General features: G+C 56.4%; 25 protein-coding genes. 10 read left to right on the top strand and 15 right to left on the bottom strand.

Annotation, left to right across the window (positions count from 1 at the left end):
- The first annotated feature begins 2 nt into the window (after positions 1-2).
- Positions 3-620 carry a 4'-phosphopantetheinyl transferase AcpT gene (acpT, locus tag ACZ6J2_RS17055; protein WP_471726283.1) on the top strand — a complete coding sequence of 206 codons (618 nt, stop codon included), beginning with the start codon at positions 3-5 and terminating at the stop codon, positions 618-620.
- Here the strand turns inward: acpT and arnF are convergent.
- The 8 genes from arnF to ACZ6J2_RS17015 form a co-directional block, all read right to left on the bottom strand.
- Positions 568-957, bottom strand: coding sequence for a 4-amino-4-deoxy-L-arabinose-phosphoundecaprenol flippase subunit ArnF (gene arnF / locus ACZ6J2_RS17050; protein ID WP_471726282.1), 390 nt, complete (start codon positions 955-957; stop codon positions 568-570). The genes acpT and arnF overlap by 53 nt on opposite strands.
- The gene (gene arnE / locus ACZ6J2_RS17045) at positions 954-1,289 is read right to left on the bottom strand and encodes a 4-amino-4-deoxy-L-arabinose-phosphoundecaprenol flippase subunit ArnE (RefSeq protein ID WP_039263049.1); all 336 of its coding nucleotides are present in this window, start codon (positions 1,287-1,289) and stop codon (positions 954-956) included. Before arnE ends, arnF begins: the two co-directional genes overlap by 4 nt.
- The gene (gene arnT / locus ACZ6J2_RS17040) at positions 1,289-2,944 is read right to left on the bottom strand and encodes a lipid IV(A) 4-amino-4-deoxy-L-arabinosyltransferase (RefSeq protein WP_471726281.1); all 1,656 of its coding nucleotides are present in this window, start codon (positions 2,942-2,944) and stop codon (positions 1,289-1,291) included. The genes arnE and arnT overlap by 1 nt, the downstream gene beginning before the upstream one ends.
- Positions 2,941-3,843 (bottom strand): 4-deoxy-4-formamido-L-arabinose-phosphoundecaprenol deformylase, encoded by a 903-nt coding sequence (arnD, locus tag ACZ6J2_RS17035; RefSeq protein ID WP_471726280.1) that lies wholly within the window; start codon positions 3,841-3,843, stop codon positions 2,941-2,943. Before arnD ends, arnT begins: the two co-directional genes overlap by 4 nt.
- Positions 3,840-5,822: a bifunctional UDP-4-amino-4-deoxy-L-arabinose formyltransferase/UDP-glucuronic acid oxidase ArnA gene (arnA, locus tag ACZ6J2_RS17030; RefSeq protein WP_471726279.1), complete on the bottom strand. Its 1,983-nt coding sequence runs from the start codon at positions 5,820-5,822 to the stop codon at positions 3,840-3,842. The genes arnD and arnA overlap by 4 nt, the downstream gene beginning before the upstream one ends.
- Positions 5,819-6,802: an undecaprenyl-phosphate 4-deoxy-4-formamido-L-arabinose transferase gene (gene arnC, locus ACZ6J2_RS17025; RefSeq protein ID WP_058842009.1), complete on the bottom strand. Its 984-nt coding sequence runs from the start codon at positions 6,800-6,802 to the stop codon at positions 5,819-5,821. Before arnC ends, arnA begins: the two co-directional genes overlap by 4 nt.
- A 1-nt stretch (position 6,803) precedes the next feature.
- Complete coding sequence (arnB, locus tag ACZ6J2_RS17020; protein ID WP_471726330.1) at positions 6,804-7,943, bottom strand: UDP-4-amino-4-deoxy-L-arabinose aminotransferase; 1,140 nt, start codon at positions 7,941-7,943, stop codon at positions 6,804-6,806.
- A gap of 324 nt (positions 7,944-8,267) precedes the next feature.
- Positions 8,268-8,774, bottom strand: a complete 507-nt coding sequence (locus ACZ6J2_RS17015) for a phenolic acid decarboxylase (protein WP_471726278.1) — start codon at positions 8,772-8,774, stop codon at positions 8,268-8,270.
- A 99-nt stretch (positions 8,775-8,873) separates the two neighbouring features.
- On the opposite strand from ACZ6J2_RS17015, the gene ACZ6J2_RS17010 reads away from it, so the two are divergent.
- Both ACZ6J2_RS17010 and ACZ6J2_RS17005 read left to right on the top strand, forming a co-directional pair.
- Positions 8,874-9,755, top strand: coding sequence for a LysR family transcriptional regulator (locus tag ACZ6J2_RS17010; protein ID WP_471726277.1), 882 nt, complete (start codon positions 8,874-8,876; stop codon positions 9,753-9,755).
- A 32-nt stretch (positions 9,756-9,787) separates the two neighbouring features.
- Complete coding sequence (locus tag ACZ6J2_RS17005) at positions 9,788-10,582, top strand: SDR family NAD(P)-dependent oxidoreductase (RefSeq protein ID WP_045403298.1); 795 nt, start codon at positions 9,788-9,790, stop codon at positions 10,580-10,582.
- Between the two features lie 5 nt (positions 10,583-10,587).
- On the opposite strand, the gene ACZ6J2_RS17000 is transcribed toward ACZ6J2_RS17005, so the two are convergent.
- The gene (locus tag ACZ6J2_RS17000; protein WP_194401453.1) at positions 10,588-11,115 is read right to left on the bottom strand and encodes an NlpC/P60 family protein; all 528 of its coding nucleotides are present in this window, start codon (positions 11,113-11,115) and stop codon (positions 10,588-10,590) included.
- A gap of 239 nt (positions 11,116-11,354) precedes the next feature.
- Between ACZ6J2_RS17000 and ACZ6J2_RS16995 the strand changes: the two genes are divergently transcribed.
- Positions 11,355-12,017 carry an HAD family hydrolase gene (locus ACZ6J2_RS16995; protein ID WP_471726276.1) on the top strand — a complete coding sequence of 221 codons (663 nt, stop codon included), beginning with the start codon at positions 11,355-11,357 and terminating at the stop codon, positions 12,015-12,017.
- A 60-nt stretch (positions 12,018-12,077) separates the two neighbouring features.
- On the opposite strand, the gene ACZ6J2_RS16990 is transcribed toward ACZ6J2_RS16995, so the two are convergent.
- Both ACZ6J2_RS16990 and ACZ6J2_RS16985 read right to left on the bottom strand, forming a co-directional pair.
- Positions 12,078-13,103 carry a TerC/Alx family metal homeostasis membrane protein gene (locus ACZ6J2_RS16990; RefSeq protein ID WP_008503109.1) on the bottom strand — a complete coding sequence of 342 codons (1,026 nt, stop codon included), beginning with the start codon at positions 13,101-13,103 and terminating at the stop codon, positions 12,078-12,080.
- A gap of 163 nt (positions 13,104-13,266) precedes the next feature.
- Positions 13,267-13,608 (bottom strand): potassium channel family protein, encoded by a 342-nt coding sequence (locus ACZ6J2_RS16985; protein ID WP_471726275.1) that lies wholly within the window; start codon positions 13,606-13,608, stop codon positions 13,267-13,269.
- 373 nt (positions 13,609-13,981) lie between these two features.
- On the opposite strand from ACZ6J2_RS16985, the gene ACZ6J2_RS16980 reads away from it, so the two are divergent.
- Positions 13,982-15,316: an MFS transporter gene (locus tag ACZ6J2_RS16980; RefSeq protein ID WP_471726274.1), complete on the top strand. Its 1,335-nt coding sequence runs from the start codon at positions 13,982-13,984 to the stop codon at positions 15,314-15,316.
- Positions 15,317-15,353: 37 nt separating this feature from the next.
- Here the strand turns inward: ACZ6J2_RS16980 and ACZ6J2_RS16975 are convergent, their stop codons facing one another.
- The gene (locus ACZ6J2_RS16975) at positions 15,354-16,091 is read right to left on the bottom strand and encodes an IclR family transcriptional regulator (protein ID WP_471726329.1); all 738 of its coding nucleotides are present in this window, start codon (positions 16,089-16,091) and stop codon (positions 15,354-15,356) included.
- Positions 16,092-16,260: 169 nt separating this feature from the next.
- On the opposite strand from ACZ6J2_RS16975, the gene ACZ6J2_RS16970 reads away from it, so the two are divergent.
- Complete coding sequence (locus ACZ6J2_RS16970) at positions 16,261-16,953, top strand: RraA family protein (protein ID WP_471726273.1); 693 nt, start codon at positions 16,261-16,263, stop codon at positions 16,951-16,953.
- Entirely contained in the window at positions 16,953-17,891 is a 939-nt protein-coding gene (locus ACZ6J2_RS16965) for an NAD(P)-dependent oxidoreductase (RefSeq protein ID WP_471726328.1), read from the top strand. Before ACZ6J2_RS16970 ends, ACZ6J2_RS16965 begins: the two co-directional genes overlap by 1 nt.
- Before the next feature lie 32 nt (positions 17,892-17,923).
- Here the strand turns inward: ACZ6J2_RS16965 and ACZ6J2_RS16960 are convergent, their stop codons facing one another.
- Positions 17,924-19,120 carry a BaiN/RdsA family NAD(P)/FAD-dependent oxidoreductase gene (locus tag ACZ6J2_RS16960; RefSeq protein ID WP_471726272.1) on the bottom strand — a complete coding sequence of 399 codons (1,197 nt, stop codon included), beginning with the start codon at positions 19,118-19,120 and terminating at the stop codon, positions 17,924-17,926.
- Positions 19,121-19,348: 228 nt separating this feature from the next.
- On the opposite strand from ACZ6J2_RS16960, the gene pitA reads away from it, so the two are divergent.
- Together pitA and ACZ6J2_RS16950 are read left to right on the top strand one after the other, a co-directional pair.
- On the top strand, positions 19,349-20,848 hold the full coding sequence (gene pitA, locus ACZ6J2_RS16955; protein ID WP_023309552.1) for an inorganic phosphate transporter PitA: 1,500 nt from the start codon (positions 19,349-19,351) through the stop codon (positions 20,846-20,848).
- 186 nt (positions 20,849-21,034) lie between these two features.
- The gene (locus tag ACZ6J2_RS16950) at positions 21,035-21,442 is read left to right on the top strand and encodes a hypothetical protein (RefSeq protein ID WP_213788109.1); all 408 of its coding nucleotides are present in this window, start codon (positions 21,035-21,037) and stop codon (positions 21,440-21,442) included.
- A gap of 43 nt (positions 21,443-21,485) precedes the next feature.
- Here ACZ6J2_RS16950 and uspB read toward each other — a convergent pair whose 3' ends face one another.
- Complete coding sequence (gene uspB, locus ACZ6J2_RS16945; protein ID WP_003861224.1) at positions 21,486-21,821, bottom strand: universal stress protein UspB; 336 nt, start codon at positions 21,819-21,821, stop codon at positions 21,486-21,488.
- A gap of 282 nt (positions 21,822-22,103) precedes the next feature.
- Here uspB and uspA point away from each other — a divergent pair, with 282 nt between their 5' ends.
- Positions 22,104-22,541 (top strand): universal stress protein UspA, encoded by a 438-nt coding sequence (gene uspA / locus ACZ6J2_RS16940; protein WP_003861223.1) that lies wholly within the window; start codon positions 22,104-22,106, stop codon positions 22,539-22,541.
- A 96-nt stretch (positions 22,542-22,637) separates the two neighbouring features.
- Here the strand turns inward: uspA and rsmJ are convergent, their stop codons facing one another.
- The gene (gene rsmJ / locus ACZ6J2_RS16935; protein ID WP_471726271.1) at positions 22,638-23,390 is read right to left on the bottom strand and encodes a 16S rRNA (guanine(1516)-N(2))-methyltransferase RsmJ; all 753 of its coding nucleotides are present in this window, start codon (positions 23,388-23,390) and stop codon (positions 22,638-22,640) included.
- Between the last annotated feature and the right edge of the window lie 6 nt (positions 23,391-23,396).

Below are 23,396 nucleotides of genomic sequence, written 5' to 3'. Positions count from 1 at the left end.
CTATGTACCAGTTTGTACTGGGAAAAATCTCCACCCTTTGCGCGGACCCGCTGGCGTCAGCGCTCGCAGACAGGGCGCCTCAGGGTGCCCGACAGGCCTCCTGGCTGGCCGGGAGAACGCTGCTCGCCAGAACGTTATCCCCTCACCCGCTCCCCGACATCATTTACGGCGAGCAGGGCAAACCGGCCTTTGCGAAGGGTCATCCGCTGTGGTTCAACCTGAGCCACAGCGGTGACGATATCGCCCTGCTGATGAGCGATGAAGGCGAGGTCGGCTGCGATATCGAAGTGATTCGCCCGAGGAAGAACTGGCAGGCGCTGGCTAATGCGGTATTCAGCATGACGGAGCATGACGAGCTGGAGCGTGAAGCGCCCGAGGAACGGCTTTCCGCCTTCTGGCGTATCTGGACGCGGAAAGAAGCGATTGTGAAACAGCGTGGCGGCAGCGCCTGGCAGATTGTCAGCATCGACAGCACGGCGCAGACGCACGCGGTCAGCCAGCTACAGGTCGGCTCGCTGAGCCTTGCCGTCTGCACATCGACCCCTTACACCCTGACCACCGAGTCGATTATTCACGTTGGGACGTTCGGGGCAGAAAAATCACTAACACACCCAGAATAATAAACCCGACGCCCACCAGCCCGTGCCAGGAGAAGCGTTCTCCCCAGCCGGGCAGCAGGATCGCGGCGGCCCACACCAGAATATAGCTGAGGCTCAGCAGGGCATAGGCTTTGCTGAGCGCCATGCGATGCAGCGCCAGATACCAGCAGCCCATCGAGGCCACGTACCCCGTCAACCCCAGCAGCAGCGCGCCCGTGCCGGACGAGAAGTGCCACAGCGCGGAAACAAACGCCAGGATCTCACTGACCGGTGGCAGTGCCTGCATGGCATTGCGCAGCAGCAGCTGCGCAATGCTGACTAACAGCACGCTGCATAAGGCCCAGAATGCACCCTTCACAGGCTCCCTCCCAGGATAACAATCCCAATGATGATGAACCCTACCCCCAGCCAGTGATGCGCAGCAACGTGCTCACGCCAGAACGCCTTCGCCGCCAGCGTCACCCAGACAAAATTGAGGCTCAGCATAGGGTACGCGATGCCGACAGGCAGGCGTTGCAGCACCACCAGCCAGACCAGCATCCCGCTGCCCAGCGCCAGCAGTGCCAGGCCAAGCCACAGCGCGATGTGCGCCCCGCGCCGCCCGGCTTTCGCCGGACGGGTGGCTTGTTTCTGGCACAGCTGTCCCGCGCAGCTGAGCAGGCTTGCCAGTATCAGCCAGATCCAGGTCATCACTTCGGCAGGTACTCCAGCAAGGCCAGACGCCCCTGGATATAGAGATTGTCCGGCTGCGGTAAATTCGCCCGTGAAATATCGTCGCGTTTTGAGAGCAGCATCACCAGCGACACGCGGCCCTGCTGGCGATGCGTTGCCAGCCACTGCGCGAAGTCGTCCTCACTGACAAAACGATCTTTCACATCGGGGTAATCCAGCCCGTAGCGCAGTTCGCCGCTCTGACCAAACAGGGTGATGTCACTGCGCTTCAGCTCCCACGCCAGGCCCGCGGCCACGCCAACGTTATTGGCCAGCACGAATCGACTCTCCTGCAGCGGCTCGCGCACGGTATCCACCAGCGACTGCGGCTGTTTGGAATCCACCACCAGGTTAGGAATGGCAAAACCAATCAGCAGCGCCAGCCCTGCGGGGCACAGTGCCGCCAGCCACCAGCGCTGCTGGCTCTGTCTGAAGGTAAACCAGCCTACCGCGGCCCAGATGAGGAACGCCACCACCGCGCAGAACACTTTATACAGTTCGACCGACGTCCAGACCGGATGCTTCGACAGCCCCCACGGCGAGACCGCCAGCGCGGCCACCACGCCGATGACGCCAAACGCCAGGTTAATCCCGCCGTTAATGCGTAACGCTCTGGCACCTTTTTCCGCCGCGAGGCAGGCATAGCGCGCCATCAGGATAGCCAGCGGGGCAAAGCACGGCAGGATATAGGTCGGCAGCTTGCCTTTGGCGATGCTGAAGAACAGCAGCGGCATCACCACCCAACCCAGCAGATAGAACCCGCCCCCCGCGTTTTGTCGGTCATTCCAGCCGAGACGAATCGCACCGGGCAAAAGCGCCAGCCACGGCAGGCTGCCCGCGATCAGGAACGGCACGTAGTACCAGAACGGGGCTTTGTGCTGCGCGTCGCTCTGGGCAAAACGCTGAATATGCTCAACCCAGAAGAAATAACGCCAGAAGTCAGGCTCACGCTGCGCAATAGCCAGCCCCCATGGCAGAACAATCAGCACACAGCTCAGGATCGCGAGCCAGCCAAAAACCAGCACCTCTTTCCAGCGGTTCCGGGCAATCACCCACGGCAGCACGCCAATCACCGGAACCGCCAGCGCCAGGAAGCCTTTGGTCATCACCCCCATCCCGCAGGCCAGCCCAAGCAGCACATAGCCACCCGCTTTTCCGGCAACGGTTTGGGCCTGTGAGGCCAGCCAGAAGCTGCACATCGCCGCCACCAGCCACAGGGTGATGATAGGATCCAGCACCGCATACGTGCCGATGCCATACACCAGGAACAGGGTCAGGAAGATAAGACCGGAGAAAATGGCGGTCCGCTTATCTCGCCAGAGACGCCATGCCATCCAGATGACCAGCAGCGCCGCTAACCCGGTGGAGAATATAGAACCGGCGCGCACGGCGAGGTTGGTGTGCCCGAACAGCATCTGCCCGATGCTGTTGATCCAGTAGCCAGCAATCGGTTTTTCAAAGTAACGCAGCCCCAGAAAATGCGGGACTACCCAGTCTCCGGATGCCAGCATTTCGCGGCTGATTTCCGCATAGCGCGTTTCATCAGGCTGCCAGAGCAGACGAATATCGACCGGAATGAGGTAGTAAACGATAAACAGTGCGAAAAGCGCTAAGCCATAACGGGCTGTTTTCATGGGACCGGACTCACGGTTTGTTGATAGCCAAGCCAGCCTTCCCGGCCAGCCATTTCATTGCGTACGACTTTGCCCACGGGCAAGGTGCTGAGGTCGTCCGGCAGCAGCTCGCTCAACGGGCAAAATTCAATACCCTCCTGAGCGGCCATCGTCAGCAGTTCATCGAAATCATGCTGATACGCAATCCCTTCCACTTCGGCATGGATGGTATACACCGGCGTGCCGGCGTCACGATGGATGCGGTCCAGAATGTAGCGATTGAACTCATCCGCCTTCACCTCGCGCCCGACCACTTCATCCCAGGTGGGAAGCGTAACCGGAATTTGCACCGTTCCGTAGCGATTTTCGCCTAACAGCGGCAAAAAAGGTCCGGTTCCGCGGCAGTCGCTGTTGTAGCGAAACGCAAAGGCTTCCTTGGCCTTCACGACGCGCTGATCCGCGCGCCATCCCGCCACGGCGGAGCAGCGCACGGGCTGACCGGTAATGGCCTCCAGCTCCAGCATCCCACGCTCGACCTCACGGGACAGGCGCGGGATATCCCAGACGCCCGCCCAGGCCTGCCAGGCATGGTGGTCCCAGGCGTGCAGACCCACCTCATGATGCCGCGCCGCCTCACGGATAACGGCTTCATTACCCGCGCCGATACGTCTGCCGGGCCAGGCGGTGCCGGCCAGCAAAATATCCCAGCCGTAGAGGGATGCTGCGCGCGAGCGCAGCATTTTGAACAGAAATGCCGGTTTAATCAGACGCCATAAATGGCGTCCCATGTTGTCAGGCCCCACGCTGAAGAAAATGCTGGAACGCACATCGTGTTTGTTCAGCAGTTCCAGCAGTTTGGGTACGCCGTCACGCGTTCCCCTGAAGGTGTCGACATCAATGCGTAAACCGACTTTTTTCATGAGGCCTGTTCCGACAGCTCCACGGTGCGCAGGAAGAAATCGAGCGTTTCGTCAATGGTCTGCTCCATCTTCACCGTCGGCGTCCAGTTCAGGCAGCGCTTCGCGTTGCGAATGCTTGGCTTACGGTGCTCAACGTCCTGATAGCCCTTACCATAGTAGCTGCTGCTTTCCACTTCGCGGAAACCGGCAAACGGCGGGAACTTGTCGCGCAGCGGATGGCGCTCAAAGCTGGCCAGCAGCATCTCTGCCAGCTCGCGAATGCTCGCTTCGTTTTCCGGGTTACCGATGTTGATGATTTCGCCGTTGCAGCGGTTATCTTTGTTTTCGATGATGCGGAACAGCGCTTCAATACCGTCGCTGATGTCCGTAAAGCAGCGTTTCTGTTTCCCGCCTTCGATAAGCTTAATTGGCGAGCCTTCCACCAGGTTCAGGATCAGCTGGGTGATCGCACGGGAGCTACCGATACGCGCCGCGTTGAGGTTATCCAGACGCGGGCCCATCCAGTTGAACGGACGGAACAGGGTAAAGCGCAGGCCTTCTTTCTCACCGTAGGCCCAAATCACGCGGTCCAGCAGCTGTTTGGAGACGGAGTAAATCCAGCGCTGTTTGTTGATCGGCCCAACCACCAGGTTGGAGGTGTCTTCATCGAAGTTCTTATCGGTACACATGCCGTACACTTCAGACGTGGACGGGAAGATGATGCGCTTGTCGTATTTCACGCAGTCGCGGATGATCTTCAGGTTCTCTTCGAAGTCCAGCTCGAACACGCGCAGCGGGTTACGGGTGTACTCGATTGGCGTGGCAATGGCGACCAGCGGCAGCACCACGTCGCATTTTTTAATGTGGTATTCAATCCATTCGGAATGGATGCTGATATCCCCTTCCACGAAATGGAAACGCGGGTTATCGAGGAAACGGCTGATGGCGTCAGAGCCGATATCCAGACCGTAGATTTCGTAGTTATCGTCTTTAAGCAGACGTTCCGTCAGGTGGTTACCGATAAAGCCGTTCACGCCGAGGATCAGCACGCGGGTACGGCGCTTGATGGCAACCACCGGCGCGCTTGTAATCAGCGCTCCGGCCACCAGACCCAGAGACTGTGCCAGCTGCGTGCCCTGCACGTACAGGCCGTTGTCGGTTTGTCCGGTGACGATCTCCAGCGCCTGCTCGCCGCAGCTTACAATCAGCGGAGAGACAGAGACGACGGTGCCCGGTTTGGCAGCCGAGATATCGTCACGCACGCGAGATTTCCAGACGATAAATTTGCTTACGCCAGCAAAGCTGTACGCGCCCGGCCACGGGTCGGTCACGGCACGCACCAGGTTGTGCAGCTGGCGAGCAGGCTTGTTCCAGTCCAGACGACCATCTTCCGGCGCGCGGCGGCCAAAGCTGCTTGCCTTGCTCTCGTCCTGCGCGGTCTCGCTGAAGGTGCCGTTGAGAATACCTGGAAGTGCATCACGCAGCAGCGTCTGTGCCGACGCATTCAGCTTTTGATGCAGCTGCAGCGCAGTTTCGTCCGCATCAATAGCGACCTTCTGCTGTGCCAAGATAGCGCCCGCGTCCGCACGGCGCACCATGCGGTGCAGCGTCACGCCCGTTTCCGTTTCACCGTTCACCAACACCCAGTTCAGCGGCGCGCGGCCACGGTAGGCGGGCAGCAGAGAACCATGAAGATTAAAGGCGCCTTTTGCGGCCAGGCCTAAGATCTCGTCGGAAAGCAGGTTGCGATAGTAGAACGAGAAGATTACGTCAGGCGCGAGCGCGCGGATGCGCTCCACCCACAGCGGATGGTTGACGTCGTCCGGTGCATAAACCGGGATCCCGCGCTCGGCGGCGATACGCGCCACGGAGCCAAAAAAGTTATTCTCTCCGGCCGTGTCCGGATGGGTAAAGATTGCCGCAATGTCATAGCCCGCTTCCAGCAGGGCCAGCGTGCCCGTACACCCCATATCGTGATAGGCAAATACAACAGCTTTCATGGGTGAATTTCCTCTTGAGATGCTTTGTGTTCCTGACGGACAACACGTTGAATAAAGTAGCGCGGACGCGCGCGAACATCGTTATAGATACGGCCAATGTATTCACCGAGAAGGCCCATCCCGACAAACTGGGCGCCGATGAACATAAATAGCACGGCAAAGAGCATGAAGACCCCTTCCGCCGCCCACTGCGGGCCAAAGACCAGTCGCAGCACCACCAGCAGAACGGACAGCGCAAACCCGGCCACGGCGATGATGCTGCCGAACACGCTCAGCAGACGCAGCGGCGTGGTGGTCAGGCAGGTGATGAGGTCATACATCAGGTTGATGAGACGCATAAAGCTGTACTTCGATTCCCCGTGCTCGCGCTCGGCGTGCAGAACCGGAATTTCCGTTGCCTTGCGGGCAAAGGTGTTGGCGAGGATCGGAATAAAGGTGCTGCGCTCATGGCAGTGCAGCATCGCGTCGACGATATGTCGGCGGTAGGCGCGCAGCATGCAGCCGTAATCGCCCATCGCTTTACCGGTCGTGCGCTGGATAAGGCGGTTGATGGTGCGTGAGGCCAGCTTGCGAAACAGACTGTCCTGACGGTTCTGACGTACCGTGCCGACCACGTCATAGCCTTCATCGGCTTTGGCAACCAGACGCGGGATCTCTTCCGGCGGGTTTTGCAGGTCAGCGTCCAGGGTGATGACCAGATCGCCCGTAACGTGGCTAAACCCCGCCATAATCGCCGAGTGCTGGCCGTAGTTGCGGTTGAGCAGCACGGCAACAATATGGCTGCCTTTGGCCTGCGCGGCCTCTGTCAGCATCAGCGCGGAATTATCGCTACTGCCATCATCTACCAGCAGAATTTCATAAGCCTTGCCCATCGTGTCGCAGGCGGCGGTTGTACGACGGATCAGTTCGGGCAGGCTCTCCTGTTCGTTATAGACAGGGATGACCACAGAAACTTTTTGTACAGGCGGTGCGCTGAACATATCAATGTCCTGCAAGCTGATGGAGCGCGGTAATGACGCGGGTTGTGTCGTCATGAGTCATGTCCGGGAAAAGAGGGAGAGAACAAATACGCGCGCTGTTCCATTCCGAATTCGGAAGCGATACATCAGGAAAGCGCTCGCGATAGTATTTTTGCGTATGCGCCGCGCGGAAGTGGAGGCCAGTGCCGATGCCTTTCTCCTTCAGCGCCGCCATCAGGTTGTCGCGTGAGATCCCGCAGCGCGCTTCGTCAACGCGAATAATAAACAGGTGCCAGGCGTGCACGTGCGGCCATGACGGAATGGTGAGCGGCTGGAACGGCGTATCGGCAAGCTCACGCAGGTAGCGTTCGGCGATTTCCTGGCGGCGCCCGTTGGCCTCTTTCAGCTTGCCTAACTGCACCAGCGCCAGCGCGGCGTTGATGTCCGCCAGGTTGTATTTATAGCCCGGCGCGATCACTTCCGCCTGCGGCGCGCGGCCGTGCGTCTGGCGGTCATAGGCATCTACGCCCAGGCCATGGAATTTCAGGCTGCGGATCCGCTGTGCCAGCTGGGCATTATCCGTGACGACTAAGCCGCCTTCCGCGCAGGTCATATTTTTAATGGCGTGGAAGGAAAAAATCGCCGTTCCTTTCCAGCCCACATGACGGTTCTTGTAATACGTTCCGGCGGCATGGGCCGCATCTTCAATAACCGGAATACCGTGACGTTCGCCGATGGCATGAATGGCGTCGATTTCACACGGCGCGCCGGCATAATGAACGGGAATAATGGCTTTGGTACGCGGGGTAATGGCGGCTTCAACGGCTTCTGACGTCACCATTAACGTATCTTTGTCCACATCAATCATGACCGGCGTGGCGCCCAGCAACACGATCATATTCAGCGTGGAGACCCAGGTCTGGGAAGGGGTAATGACTTCATCGCCCGGGCCAATATCCAGCGCCATCAGCGTGACGTGCATACCCGCGGTGGCTGAACAGACGGCAATCGCATGCTGATTCCCGGTAAGCTGACAGAATGCTTCTTCAAGTTCCTGATTCTTAGGCCCAGTGGTGATCCAGCCAGAGGTTAAAACCTCCTGCAACGCCGCTAATTCCTCATGACCCATTGACGGGCGGGAAAAAGGCAAAAAATCACTCATCATTAATTTCCTTGCAATAAGAATGGCACGCGCTTGATATTAACCAATTACTTTTTCGTTTATTTCAACGAACCATAAACTCATATCAAGGTATCGTTCATTTCTTAGGGAAAAATTAAGATGTGTATTGCAGATGTAACAAAGCCAATGACATTTCATTTATAAACAATGATTTATATAATTATGAATTATTTATTACGTGATCCAACTCAATTTTTACAACATGTTATTTTTAAACCAAACATAAACAAACAAAAAAAATCCCGGTTATTTCTTTAAAAGAAGAAATAACCGGGAACTTTTCTTTTTAGTTTATTGTCGCGCTTATTTTAAGTTATCGGGAAAGTTTTCCGGTAACTCGCTGGCCGCACAGGCAATCACGCTTTCATCATTGGCACCGCAGTCGCGTACAAAGGTGATTGTTGCGAATTCATCAATCACTTCCGTTGGATAGGTCGGGCCAGCGTCGCGATAGCTGTTCATCAGCGGAATGTGATCGTTCTGGAAGCAGACGGTTTTTTCCGGATTGTTCATGACCCAGCGTGGGAAGAAGATGGTGCCGTGGAACAGCTTGTCGCCCAGGTTCACGATCAAGCTGACGTCGGTACCGGTTGGCTCGGTCCAGGAAATTTTATAGATGCTTTCACCGACGCGAACGATATACACCCGCTGATCTTTCACCCAGCGATTACCCACCAGACCGCTGTGAATACGGTAGTCGATGGTGTTTTCATTTTTGATGTAAATTTCGTAATTCCAGCCGTTATCGTAGGTATATACCAGATGTTTACCAACGAAGCCGCTTAAGTCGTGTTTGTCGAATGTGTTCATAAAATGTCTCCTTCGTTTTGATGAGACGATCTTAAACCTTCAAAAAATGAATGAATAACGCTATGTTTTAATCAAATTCATCCAAAATTTAGATACGTTATGCACAAGACGACGCTGGAACAGTGGGCTTTACTGGAAAGAGTGGTGGAAGCGGGCAGCTTTGCCAAAGCCGCGGAAGAAACCCACCGCAGCCAGTCCTCGGTAAGCTATAACCTGTCGCTGCTGCAGGAGCGGCTCGGCGTGGCGCTGCTGGTCCCGGAGGGGCGACGGGCGGTGTTAACCCCGGCCGGAGAGCTTCTTCTCAACCAGGTTAAACCGCTGCTGAAAGCGTTTTCGTACGTAGAGACGCGCGCAGCGACCCTTCGCAACGGGATGCGCACGCGGTTAGATCTGGTGGTGGACTCCATTTTCCCGCGCCGCCGCCTGTTCGCTATTCTTCGTCAGTTCCAGCAGCAGTATCCGCAGACTCAGGTACGTCTGACCGAGGTGCTGGAAAATACCCGCGCCGATGCCATTAACGACGAAGCCGATGTAATGGTCTTAACCCGCCGCCAGGACATTACCGGGCTCGGCGAATGGCTGATGAATATCGACTTTGTTGCCGTGGCCCATTCCCGGCATCCCCTGTTTCACCTCGACGCGCCGCTAAATGATGAGATGCTGCGCCCGTGGCCGCTCATCCAGATTGCGGACAGCCAGCCCGCCGCGCGTGCTGCCGGCGAGTCGTGGACCTTCTCCACCATCGATGCCGCGATTGAAGCCGTCGTCTCTCAGGTCGGCTACGGCTGGCTGCCAGAGGAACGCATCCAAACCCAGCTGGATCAGGGTGTACTGAAACGCCTGCCGCTGAGCCACGGCGCGCGCAGGGCAACGCCGCTTCACCTGATTGTTAAACGTTCCCTCGCCCCGCTTGATGAACAGGTTGATACGCTGTTGCGCCTTTTTAGCCAGGAGCCGTCATCCCCACCTGCTACGCTTTAAGGTCCGAACGTTAAAACGAGAAGGAGCAGATGATGAAAATCGACTTTGCGGGGAAAGTGGCGCTGGTGACCGCCTCAACCGGCGGGATCGGATTCGCCATTGCCAGAGGTCTGGCAGAAAGCGGTGCGGAAGTGATCGTCAATGGCCGCAGCACGGAATCGGTGAATAAAGGCATCCAGCAGCTCCAGCAGGTAGTGCCGGGCGTACAGGTGCGCGCCGCGATTGCCGATCTCAGCACGGCGGAAGGGGTCGAGTCGCTTCTGAAGGTGGCGAATAACGTCGATATTCTGGTCAACAACGCCGGGATTTACGGTCCGCAGGATTTCTATGCCACCGACGATGAAACCTGGGAGCGTTACTGGCAGACCAACGTGATGTCCGGCGTGCGTCTGTCCCGCGCCCTGCTGCCGGGTATGGTGCAGAAAGGCTGGGGACGCGTGGTGTTTATCTCCTCCGAGTCGGCCTGCAATATTCCGGCGGATATGATCCACTACGGCGTGACCAAAACGGCGCAGCTCTCGCTGGCGCGCGGGCTGGCGAAGTTTGTGGCGGGGAGCGGCGTGACGGTCAACAGCGTCCTGCCGGGACCGACGATGTCTGACGGTTTCGCAGAGATGATGAAAGATGAAATCGAAAAAACCGGTAAATCGCTGGAACAACTGGCGAAAGAGTTTGTGATGGCCAACCGCCCCAGCTCGGTTATCCAGCGCGCGGCCACGGTTGAAGAGGTGGCCAATATGGTGATTTATGTCTGTTCGACCCAGGCCTCCGCCACCTCGGGCGCGGCGCTGCGCGTCGACGGTGGCGTCGTGGATGACATCATCTGACGCTGTCAGGCCGCACTGCCTGCGATGCGACGGGCGGTAATGTAGTGTGCCTGCCAGTAATCATCCGTCAGGGTTGAAACCGTTACGCCCTGACTGGTTGAGGCATGAATAAACTGGTTTTCGCCAATATAAACGCCAACGTGCTTGCGGTTCGGGCCCGTCTGGAAGAAGACCAGATCGCCGGCTCTCAGGTGGTATTGCGCGACCTGCACGCCACGATGGATCTGTTCACTCGTCGTGCGCGGCAAATTAAGATGCGCCGCATCGGTGAACAGGTGCTGCATGAGCGCGGAGCAATCTACCCCGCGATGCGTGGTTCCGCCCCACCGGTACTGGGTGCCTTTCCACTTCTGGTATTGATCGAGAATACGCGAGCGCAGCGGGCCTGTTTCCTGATGCACCAGCGCAGATTTCGCCGGTGATGCTGCCAGCTCACTGTTCATCGATAACATCGACGCTGGAAGTTGAAAGCTGAACGCAGAAAACGAAGCAAAACTTAACGTGAGGATTGAAATAAGCGATCTAAGAGTCATATCAAAAAAGAAGTAGTGAGTGAGTTTTTCCTTACCTGTGGGGGCCAATGGTTCCCCTAAATATCTTGCGATGTGGCGATAATATAGACAGCTCGTTTTTTCACCAATTATTATCGAGGCCAAAAATGGACTCACTTTGAGATCGCAAGATCGAGAAAAAAAGAGTGGTGATATAAGGACTGTCCAGCTAAAGCAGGTAAACTGATCCGCAGAATGTGTATTTCAGCTAAGACGTATTTATGACCAATATGATTGCCGACGAGACGGTGGCTAAATCCAGCGTGCTCTCTGTCTTCGACTTTGACGGGACATTAACGCACCACGACAGCTTTATTCCTTTCCTGCGTTTTGCCTTCGGCAAACGTTACTTCGCGGGCCGCCTGGTGCGCATGGCGCTGCCCACGCTCCACTGCGTGCGTCGCAAGCTGACGCGCGATGAGTTGAAGGAAGTGCTGATTAAAACCTTCCTGACGGGCGTGGATGAACACTGGCTGCGCCAGCAGGCGGAAGCCTTTTGCGAAAAATACTGGCACAAGCTGATGCGCCCCGAAGGGGTTCTGGCGGTGGCGGCTGAGGTGAATTCTGGTGCGGAGGTGACCATCTGTTCCGCATCCCCGGCGCTGGTGCTCCAGCCGTGGGCTGATAAGCTCGGCATTAAGCTGATTGGCACGCAGCTGGAAGTGAAAGACGGCAAGCTGACGGGGCGCATCACGGGCAATAACTGCCGCTGCGCCCAGAAGGTGGCAAGGCTGGAAAAAGTGTATGGCGATCTGAACGCCTATCACCTGCGCGCCTGGGGAGACACCCGCGGTGACCACGAGCTGCTGGCGGCGGCGCAGGATCCGCACTGGCGGCACTTCCACCACCCGCGCAAGCGTCGGAATTCACCGATTAAGGGTTAGGTGCGGTCCGGTGCCCTCACCCCGGCCCTCTCCCACAGGGAGAGGGAGAAAGGCGGTACATCAGGCCTCACGTTTCCCCGGGAACATCACGCTTGCAATAATCCCCAGCGCCAGCACGCCAAGCACCACAAACAGGCTGGCCGTGGCGCCAATGCTGTAACCGTGATGCCAGAAGTGATCGGTGGCATTTAGCCCCAGCTTGAACGCCACGAAGAACAGCAGCAGAACCACGGCTTTCTCGAGGTGCACCAGATACTGCTTCAGCGCTTCCAGCACGAAGTAAAGCGTACGCAGGCCGAGAATGGCGAACATCATGGCGCTGTAGATAATCAGCGGCTCGCGGCTCACGGCAATAATGGCCGGCACGGAGTCAAACGCGAACATGACGTCAGAGAGCTCGACGACGGCTACGCAAAGCAGCAGCGGCGTCGCATAGCGCTTCGCCTTCTTGACGCGTCCGACCATCACGTCCTGGTTTTCCGGTTTCTCCAGCTCCGCATCCACCTCTTTCTGCGTCAGAATAAAGGCGTTGCTGCTGATTTTCGGCCAGACCGGATAGAAGCGTTTCACCAGGCGATAGGCGAGATGACCCGAGTAATCTTCCACTTCGTCACTCTCTTCATTGCGCCTCAGCATCATCACCGCCGTCCAGCCGACGACCAGCGCGAAAATCACCTCGACGTAGGGCCCCAGGCTTAGCAGGCTGGTGCCGATAGCCACAAAGATGCCGCGGAAGACAATCGCCCCCAGCACGCCCCAGTAGAGCACGCGGTGACGGTACTTATCCGGCACGCCGAACCAGGCGAAGATCGCCATCATCACGAACAGGTTATCGACGGAGAGCACCTCTTCCAGCGCATAGCCGGTGAGGAACAGGCTCGCCATCTCGGCGCCGTGGTGAACATACAGGAACCCGGCGAAGGCCATCGCCATCATGACCCAGAAGAGGGACCACATTGCGGCGCTTTTCAGCGAGATCGGTTTATCGTGACGGTGCATAAAGAGGTCGATAAACATCGCCCCAACGGCCATCACTACAAAGACAACAACGGTTTCCGTCGGGAAACCGAGATGAGCAGCAGACATACAAAACCCTTTTATAGAGGCAAAGCACAGCACCATGCAGACTGGCGTAAACCAGCAGAGAAAAAGGGTGGGCTGTTTATCATCTCCACCCTCAAAACCGCAGCGCGAGGGCCGCGTAAGGGGTGTACTTTACCTTACCAGATGGGGAATGCACATCTACCGTTTAGGCGCTCATGCCGCGCAAACGCTGCAGCACCGCCACCAGAACCGCCACGGACCAGCCCACCATCAACGCGCCCACCAGCCCTTCCACACCGCCGATGAGCCGCCAGTGCTGGGGTAACGTGACGTCGCCGTATCCCACGGTAGCGTAGCTGACCAGTGAAAAATAGAAGCTGGTGTTCCAGTCATTAAACGCGTCGATGACAAAATAAAACGCCGCAAACAGTCCGGCCTCAAGAGGTGGGCGAAGATCATGGAGATCACGATACCGACATTGCGTAAAACGATGCGGACCGCCGAATCGACTTCTAATTTGATGAACTTTAAAACGCCAAACATCCACAGCGAATGGATCACCACGGTAAGGGTAAGCAAAATAATAATACTGAGTAGCTGCATGATGCGTGCTCGACCAAAAGAAATATGGCCCCGCGAACGAGGCGGGGCACCCGGTCGAAGCTTAGTTGAATGGAGAGGAAAAGTTGGTGCAATAATTGCGCTGCGTGATTATTTCCCTTGCAGCGTGCCCTCTTTGCGGCTGGTTCGACTGCTGTGAGCGATATATCTACAGCGCACTATCTGTGAGTCACCTCTTATTTACATCATTTAAACCTTCCATTAACTGGATAAAAATAACGCGCCGTCGCTATAGTGGTTTTGTTTAATAAAACTGAGTTGTACCTAATAAAACAAAGAACAAACCCTGCGAGGACACAATGACAGAACATTTACGTAACGGCGCTACCGCCACCGAGGACATAGAAAGAGAGACGATGCGGAAGGTGATCTGGCGTATTCTCCCGTTTCTGATTGTCAGTTACCTGGTCTCCATTATCGATCGCGGGAATATCGGCATGGCTTCGCTTCAGATGAATGAGGACCTTGGCCTCAGCAAAGCGGCGTTTGGCTTCGCCAGCAGCCTTTACTTCGTGGCCTATTTTTTGTTTGAGGTACCCAGCAACCTGGCCATGCAGAAAGTCGGCGCCCGGCTGTGGATCCCGCGCATTATGATCAGCTGGGGCATCGTTTCCATGTGTATGTCCCTGGTGCAGAACACCACGTCGCTCTATATCGTCCGTTTTCTTCTCGGTGCTGCAGAGGCGGGCTTCTTCCCGGGCGTCGTGCTGTATCTGACCTGGTGGATCCCGTCCCGCTACCGCGCACGCATTATTGCGTCCTTTATGGTCGCCATCCCTCTCGCTAACTTCATCGGCTCTCCGCTTTCCGGGTTGATACTGTCACTGGATGGCTGGCTGGGTCTTCGCGGCTGGCATCTGCTGTTCATTATTGAAGGTTTGCCGGCGGTGCTGCTGGGTATTGCAGCCTGGTTTATTCTCCGGGATCGCCCTCATCAGGCGAGCTGGCTCAGCAGCGAACAGAAACAGTGGCTGGAAACCACGCTGGAAACCGAGCGTAGCCAGCAAAAGAACATTGGACACCAGACGACGTGGCAGTTGCTGAAGCATCGCCAAATCTGGCTGATGGCGCTGATTTACGCGGGTGCATCGTCCGCGGGCACCACGATCAGCGTCTGGTCTCCTCAACTGCTTAAATCCTTCCATCTCGATAACCTTGAGACAGGTCTGTTTAACGCCATTCCTTACGGTCTGGCATCGGTTCTCATGATTGTATGGGGACGACATTCCGATCGCACCAACGAACGCCGCTGGCATACCGCACTCACGCTGTTCATGATTGCCGCAGGTGTGTTCGCCGCCTTTGTAAGCGTCTCGCTGTCTGCCACGATCGTTATCCTGAGCATTATGCTGATAGGCGCTTATTCAATGAAAGGGCCTTTCTGGGCGCTGGCGTCCGGTTGGATGAGCAGTACCTCAGCGGCGGCGGGACTGGCCGCGATTGGCGCCATCGCAAACCTGATAGGCGGGGCGGTGATGGTAAACGCGTACGGCATTATCAATGAGCGGACGGGCAGCTACACGCTGGCAATGCTTCCGCTGGCCGCGCTGTGCGTGGCCGGGGGTATCGCGGTGCTCATTATGGGGCGGCAGGCCCGCCGCGCTCAGCTACACGAAAAACAGGTCACGCATTAACGATGACAGAAGCGGGACATTTGTCCCGCTTCTGCGTTTAAAGATTTTCTTCCGCCGCGTCGCTCGTTTCACCAAAGAACTGCTGACAGAAGGGCTTGCTGGCGCCCATTTTCTGCGAAAGACGGCTTGCAGCCGCCTTCATCAACTGCCCTATTTCCTTCTCACGACGATCTTCCGTCAGCCGTGAGATGGGGCCGGTCAGGGCTAACGCCGCAGCCAGCTTGTCGTGAACGCCGAAGACAGGCATCGCAAACGCAGCGGTATGGGGATCGCGTGCGCCTGACGTGTAGAAAGGGAGTTCAGCGTCTTCCTCCGGCAGGCTTTCATTGAGCCCCCAATGGCGTAATACCTTACTGATGGCCGAATTATCGAGCGGGAACTGGCTGCCGGGAAGATTGCTGTGTCGCAGGCCATGCGACGCTTCAGCGCGAAACAGGCAAAGCCGCTGCCCTCCCTCCAGCACATACCAGCTGGCACTCTCCTGAGACGCCAGGGATAAGGCCTGAAGCTCTGGCTGAACCACCCGGGAAAGATGGAAAGATTGTTCATACAGCTTGCCGAGGTAAAGCAGACGTGGGCCCAGCGCATAATTGCCGTCTTCATGCCTGACGACGTAATTCATCCGTTCAAGAGAATTCATCAAGCGGTAAACCGTGGTTTTGTGATAACCCGACAGCTGTGCCAGCGCGGTCAGCGTCAGGCTCTCATCTCCAGGACGGAAGCAATCCAGTAAAGCCAGCGCTTTTTCAACCGCTACAACGCCTTCATTCCCCATCATTATCTCCTTGTTAGCCCGGCAGTGAGTGTACCTCAAATTTTGTGAGTCACTTCGTGTTTACATCACAAACGCCACCTCGGGTCTGGCTAAAAGGAAAGCAACACCGCTATAGTTGTTTTGTTCTGTACACCTGCATTGTACTCAGTAAAACAATATGGAGGCATTTATGTCCGTTACTGAAAAAAAACCGATTAATCGCCATTTCGAGCGCGTTTCTGCCGAGGACATTCGTCGGGCTGCCGAGTATCAGGCAGCTATTCTGGCCGACGTGGCCGGTCGCCGCGGTACGCTTCATGGCCGCATCAAACCGCTGGCCCCACACATGTCCGTTGCGGGTCCGGCCATCACCGTTGAAGTCCGTCCGGGTGATAATCTGGCGATTCATGCCGCGATGGCGGTGGCGCAGCCCGGCGATGTCCTGATCGTCGATGGCAAAGGCGACCTGAGCTGCGCGCTGCTTGGGGAAATCATGGCCACTCAGGCTCAGGCGAGCGGCATTGCGGGCATTATTATTGATGGCGCTGTACGTGACGCCGATACCCTGAGCAAAGGTCACTACCCCGTCTTTTCTGCCGGTCTGAACCCCTGCGGCCCGACAAAGTTAATATCTGGCCGGGTGAATCATCCCATTTCAGTCGCCGGGGCGACGGTTCAGGCCGGGGATCTGGTTGTCGCGGATATCGACGGCGTGGTCGTTATCCCGCGAGATGAGGTTCAGGAGGTTATCGCTCTGGCAAAAGAAAAGCTGGAGATGGAGACCCGACGTCTTGCCGCCATCCGTGAAGGCGATTTACGTCCACACTGGCTTGATGACGCGCTTCGTAAGGCAGGTATGTTGAGCGACGGGGAGACGCTGTGATGGGGGGCAAAGACGTAGTGCTGGTTACCGGAAGCGACCTGGCGGAGCAGGCCATGGTGATGTTACAGGGCTTTGAGGTGGTGTTTGCGGGCCGCCAGCCCACAGAAGATGACCTGATCGCGCTGTGTAAACGACACAATCCTGTGGCGATCCTGGTACGTTACGGCAGGATCACCGCGAAAGTTATGGATGCCGCCCCGGCTTTGCAGGTTATTTCCAAGCACGGAAGTGGGATCGATGTGATAGACCAGACGGCAGCGGCAGAGCGCAACATCGCCGTCCGGTCTGCGCCAGGCGCAAACGCGGCGGCAGTGGCTGAACATACCTGGGCGCTGATCCTCGCCTGCGCAAAGTCAGTGGTGCCTCTGGACAAGCGGCTGCGAGACGGGCACTGGGATAAGGCGACGCATAAATCCATTGAACTGGAGGGCTTAACGTTAGGGCTAATTGGATTGGGTGCTATCGGCTCGCGCGTGGCGACTATTGGTCACGCTTTCGGCATGAAGGTGCTGGCTTACGATCCCTATGCTAAGACTATGCCTGCCCTGTGCGAACGCGCAGAAACGCTGAACGGACTTCTTTCCCGTTCCGATGTCATCTCTTTGCACTGTCCGCTGACCGATGAGAATCGGGGGATGATCAATAGCCAGACGCTCGCATACTGCAAGCGGAACGCAATTCTGGTCAATACGGCACGCGGCGGACTGATACACGATGAGTCGTTACTGGCGGCGCTCAGGGATGGCACACTGCACAGCGCCGCGCTGGACAGCTTTACCCACGAGCCGCTGACCGCGCCGCACCTCTGGCAGTCCGTAGAAAACGTGGTTATTTCACCGCATATTGGCGGCGTTACCGCAGCGTCATATATCAAGATGGGGACCGTGGCCGCGAGCAATATTCTTGCTGTGACAGACCTCACCACCGTCAGCTTGTAAAGCCAACCGTGACGAGTGGCTGTGCTCTTATGTCACTTGTCTTCTGCCAGCGCCTGAGCGCACGCCCAGGCACTTGCCCATGCCCACTGGAAGTTGTATCCGCCGAGCCAGCCGGTAACATCCATCACTTCGCCAATAAAATAGAGCCCCGGCACGTTGCGTGCTTCCATGGTGCGGGACGAGAGCTCATTCGTATCCACCCCGCCCAGCGTGACCTCGGCCGTACGGTAGCCTTCGGTGCCGTTTGGCTGAACGCGCCAGTTTGTCAGGGTTACCACCAGCATCTCCTGCTCGCGGCTGTTAAGCTGCTTGAGCGACACGTCCGGGATCTGCCCCAGCGCCTGCAAACATTCCACCAGACGTTTTGGCATCTGCATTGCCAGGGTGTTTTTCAGGCTTTGATTCGGGTGCGCGGTACGCTGCTCGTTAAGGAACGCGTCGAGATCGCAATCGGGAAGCAGGTTAACCGTGACAAACTCCCCCGGCTGCCAGTAGCTGGAGATTTGCAGTACCGCCGGGCCGGAGAGGCCGCGATGGGTAAAGAGCAGATTTTCGCGGAACACCGTCCCGTCTTCGGCGGTAATGACGGAGGGAACGGACACGCCAGACAGCGTCTGAAGCTGTTCCAGAAGCGGTTTATGCAGCGTAAACGGCACCAGCCCGGCGCGCGTGGGCAAGACTTTCAGGCCAAACTGTTCGGCAATCTTATAGCCGAACGGGGAGGCGCCCAGCCCCGGCATAGACAGGCCGCCGCTAGCGATCACCAGGCTATCCGCACTGACGGTTTCACCGTTCAGCTGCAGCGTGTAGCCCTGGTCGTCGCGGGCGACCTCCAGCACTTCCGTGCGCAGGCGCATGACGACGCCGCCCTTCTCGCACTCGGCCACCAGCATATCGACAATCTGCTGCGCGGAGTCGTCGCAGAACAGCTGTCCCAGCGTCTTTTCATGCCACGCGATGCCGTGCTTACCCACCAGGTCGATAAAATCCCATTGGGTGTAGCGCGCCAGCGCAGATTTACAAAAATGACGGTTTTGGCTCAAATAGGCCGCGGGTTCAACATACAGATTAGTAAAGTTGCAGCGCCCGCCGCCGGACATCAGGATCTTACGGCCGGGCTTTTTACCGTTATCCAGCAGCAGCACGCGACGACCCGCCTGTCCGGCCATTGCCGCACAAAACATACCCGCCGCACCGGCGCCAATTACCACGGCATCAAACCTTTCCACGTCAAAACCCTCTTTGTTAACTGCCGCGGATTGTAAAGTTTCCTCTGTGGTCACACCAGCGTAAAAAGATATTACAAAGCCATTCCATTGAAATTTAAAGAATATCCTTTCTGGCGCTTTTCTCAAATCAGGTGGTATGTCAAAAAAAGTCTATATTTCACTTTGCCCGCCGCGCATTTGTCCTGGATAATGCGCCGCGTTCATGTCCTCAAAATGGCGTAACGTCCTATGCTACATTTGTTTGCCGGCCTGGATTTACATACCGGGCTTTTATTATTGCTTGCTCTGGTTTTTGTACTGTTTTACGAAGCGATCAACGGCTTCCACGACACTGCAAACGCAGTAGCGACGGTTATCTACACTCGCGCAATGCGATCGCAGCTTGCGGTTGTTATGGCGGCGGTATTTAACTTTTTTGGTGTTCTCCTGGGCGGGCTGAGCGTTGCGTATGCCATTGTGCATATGCTGCCAACGGATCTGCTGCTTAACGTTAGTTCTGGCCATGGCCTCGCTATGGTGTTCTCAATGCTGCTTGCTGCAATTATCTGGAACCTCGGTACCTGGTATTTTGGCCTGCCTGCATCCAGTTCTCACACCCTCATCGGCGCGATTATCGGTATCGGGTTAACCAACGCCCTGATGACCGGGACATCGGTTGTTGATGCGCTGAACCTGCCTAAAGTATTGGGCATTTTCGGCTCCCTGATCATCTCCCCTATCGTGGGTCTGGTAGTCGCGGGGGGATTGATTTTCATCCTGCGTCGCTACTGGAGTAACACGAAAAAACGTGCGCGTATCCACCTGACGCCAGCAGAGCGTGAGAAGAAAGACGGCAAGAAAAAGCCGCCGTTCTGGACGCGTATCGCCCTGATCATTTCTGCTATCGGCGTGGCCTTCTCTCACGGCGCGAACGACGGGCAGAAAGGCATTGGTCTGGTGATGCTGGTACTGATTGGCGTCGCACCGGCAGGATTCGTGGTTAACATGAACGCCTCGGGTTACGAAATCACCCGTACCCGCGATGCGGTCAACAACGTTGAAACCTATTTCCAGCAGCATCCTGACCTGCTGAAAAAAGCGACCGGCGTTGATCAATTGATCCCTTCTCCGGAAGCCGGTGCAACCACCGCGCCTGGCGAGTTCCACTGCCATCCGGCAAACGCGATTAACGCGCTGGAACGTGCGAAAGGCATGCTGGGCGATATCGAAAGCTACGACAAACTGGCTGTAGAACAGCGTGGTCAGCTGCGTCGTATAATGCTCTGTATCTCTGATGTGACCGATAAAGTCGCGAAGCTGCCAGAGGTGAATGGTGACGACAAACGTCTGCTGAAGAAACTGAAAAGCGATATGCTCAACACCATTGAGTACGCGCCAATCTGGATCATCATGGCCGTCGCGCTGGCGCTTGGTATCGGTACGATGATTGGCTGGCGTCGTGTGGCGACCACCATCGGCGAGAAGATCGGTAAGAAAGGCATGACCTATGCGCAGGGTATGTCCGCGCAGATGACGGCGGCAGTGTCTATCGGTCTGGCGAGCTACACCGGTATGCCGGTATCCACCACCCACGTACTCTCTTCGTCCGTGGCAGGTACCATGATTGTTGACGGTGGCGGTCTGCAGCGCAAAACCGTGACCAACATTCTGATGGCCTGGGTGTTCACCCTTCCGGCCTCAATCCTGCTGTCTGGCGGTTTGTACTGGATTTCGCTGAAGCTGATTTAATCGGTTGAAGGCGACAAAAAAGCGGGTCAGGAAACTGACCCGCTTTTTTTATGGCTGTTGTTTTTACTCAACCCAGTGCTGTAATCAGGACAATCTGAACACTATCTGTTCAGATTTTTACTGCACAAATAACTATTATCCTCGCGAATGTTCTCAGTCCAAACAACACCCATGACGGAATAGACTATGCCATTCAAAACGGCTATTAAATGGATTCACTCCCTTGTGACGCTTTCGCTTCTGACTCTGGTCATTGGATTTCTCTGGTTAAACCACCAGCCTAATCAACGAAATAGCGATGACCTCCAGCGCGTTTATAAATTATCCGATAGCGTCTGGCTCTATATGACCGTGAACAATCAGGGCGGTGCAACCGTGCCCACAATCTACCGTTACTATCTCTCAGAGGAGATAGCAGGGAAAGATATCGACATTATCCATCAGTTGGCCATGAAGCATCCGGTCATTGAAGGTACAGGTACGATTACCGCGGCCAGCCTTGATACAAACGGAGAAGTCAAAATCACCTATAGCGGAAAGGTTATTTCGATTGAGAGCAATATCTCCGATCTCCGGTTCTCAGTTAAGCCGTGAGCCAGAGGAAAGAAGGCGGGGCTGACCCCGCCTGCTGTGGCGCTCAGTGCCAAATCATCAATGCAATCATACTGACTACGACCAGCCCGCACAGGGCGCTGGTCAAAATGAACTGACGACGCAGGCGCTCGCAGCGACGAATAAACTCTTCATCGTGATGATCGCGGTAGCGCTGGTAGTAGATGTACCCCACCAGACGCATCTGCTTGCTGGGCTGTCCATGCGAGGTGAAGAACCCTCCACCGTCCACATACTGATAAAGCAACGGATCGCAACCACGAAGTACCACTAACAGCGCACGTAACGATGAGAAGTAGCGCGCCATATTCACTATGCAAACCACGCATAACGCCCAAAACAATGCGACGGTGCTAATCATACATCCTCCCCGGCGTCCGCCCACGAAGCAAGGCTCCTGAGCTACCGCACCCCAATGCCCTGACAGACAGTTCAGTGAAAGAATGACCAAAATCGATCCGGTTCGCGTTTTAATATCCGAACGGCTCATTTAACAGTGTAGGAGATCCGTTAATTTTTTTGCCACAAGGTTAATCGTTATCAACACCAAAGCTTGAAAAATATGTTTAACTGGGCCGTAATGAAAGTATCAGACGACGGCATTCTCACTTAGTCATCGATAACTTAAGGAAGGAGTAACACTATGGCTTACAAACACATTCTCATCGCGGTAGACCTCTCCCCTGAGAGCAAAGTGCTGGTTGATAAAGCGGTATCCATGGCACGTCCCTATAACGCGAAAGTTTCGCTGATTCACGTTGACGTGAATTACTCCGACCTCTACACCGGTCTGATCGACGTGAATCTTGGCGATATGCAAAAACGCATTTCCGAAGAGACTCACCATGCCCTGAGCGAACTCTCCACCAACGCGGGCTATCCAATTACCGAAACCCTTAGCGGCAGCGGCGACCTGGGCCAGGTGCTGGTTGATGCGATTAAGAAATACGATATGGACCTGGTGGTTTGCGGTCACCATCAGGACTTCTGGAGCAAGCTGATGTCTTCAGCACGCCAGCTGATTAACACCGTTCACGTGGATATGCTGATTGTTCCACTGCGTGACGAAGAAGACGAGTAAGTGCGTTAAATTCCCCTCACCCTAACCCTCTCCCAAAGGGAGAGGGGATAGATCGAGGACACAGGCCGGGTAAGGCGAAGCCGCCACCCGGCTTTTTTATTCCGGCGTACCCGGATAAATATCAAACCGGTGCCCTTTGGTGGTCACCGCGTTAGTGGTCGCAACGTCCGCCAGCGGCGGCGCATAGTCCGGGCGCTTTACCACCACCCGCTTCGTGGCAAGCTGACGAGCCGGCTCCAGCAGGCCATCGGCATCCAAATCCGGCCCCACCAGCGACTGAAACACCCGCATCTCTTTCTTCACCAGCGCGCTTTTCTGCTTATGCGGGAACATAGGGTCGAGATAGACCACCTGCGGGCGCGGTGTGATATCCGTCAATGCCGTCAGGCTGGAGGCGTGGATCAGCTGCAAACGATCCTGTAACCACGGGCCGATTTCCGGGTCCGCGTAGCCTCGCGTCAGCCCGTCGTCGAGCAGCGCAGCGACCACCGGATTACGCTCCAGCATCCGCACGCGGCAGCCGACAGACGCAAGCACAAACGCATCGCGACCCAGTCCCGCCGTGGCATCGACCACGTCCGGGAGGTAGCTCCCTTTGATGCCGACCGCTTTGGCCACCGCTTCGCCGCGACCGCCGCCGAACTTGCGCCGGTGCGCCATCGCGCCGCCGACAAAATCGACGAAAATCCCGCCGAGCTTCGGTTCGTCGCGCTTGCGTAATTCGAGATGTTCCGGCGTCATCACCAGCGCCATCAGGTTTTCTTCATCGTGCTCCAGCCCCCAGCGGGCCGCCAGAACAGATAAGGCGCCGTCTCCGGCGCCTGTTTCATCTACTAAGCAGATCTTCACGTAACA

This window comes from Enterobacter sp. E14S (genome assembly GCF_055666685.1).
The sequence above is the reverse complement of the archived record's forward strand: the minus strand, read 5'-3'. Positions and strand labels throughout refer to the sequence as shown.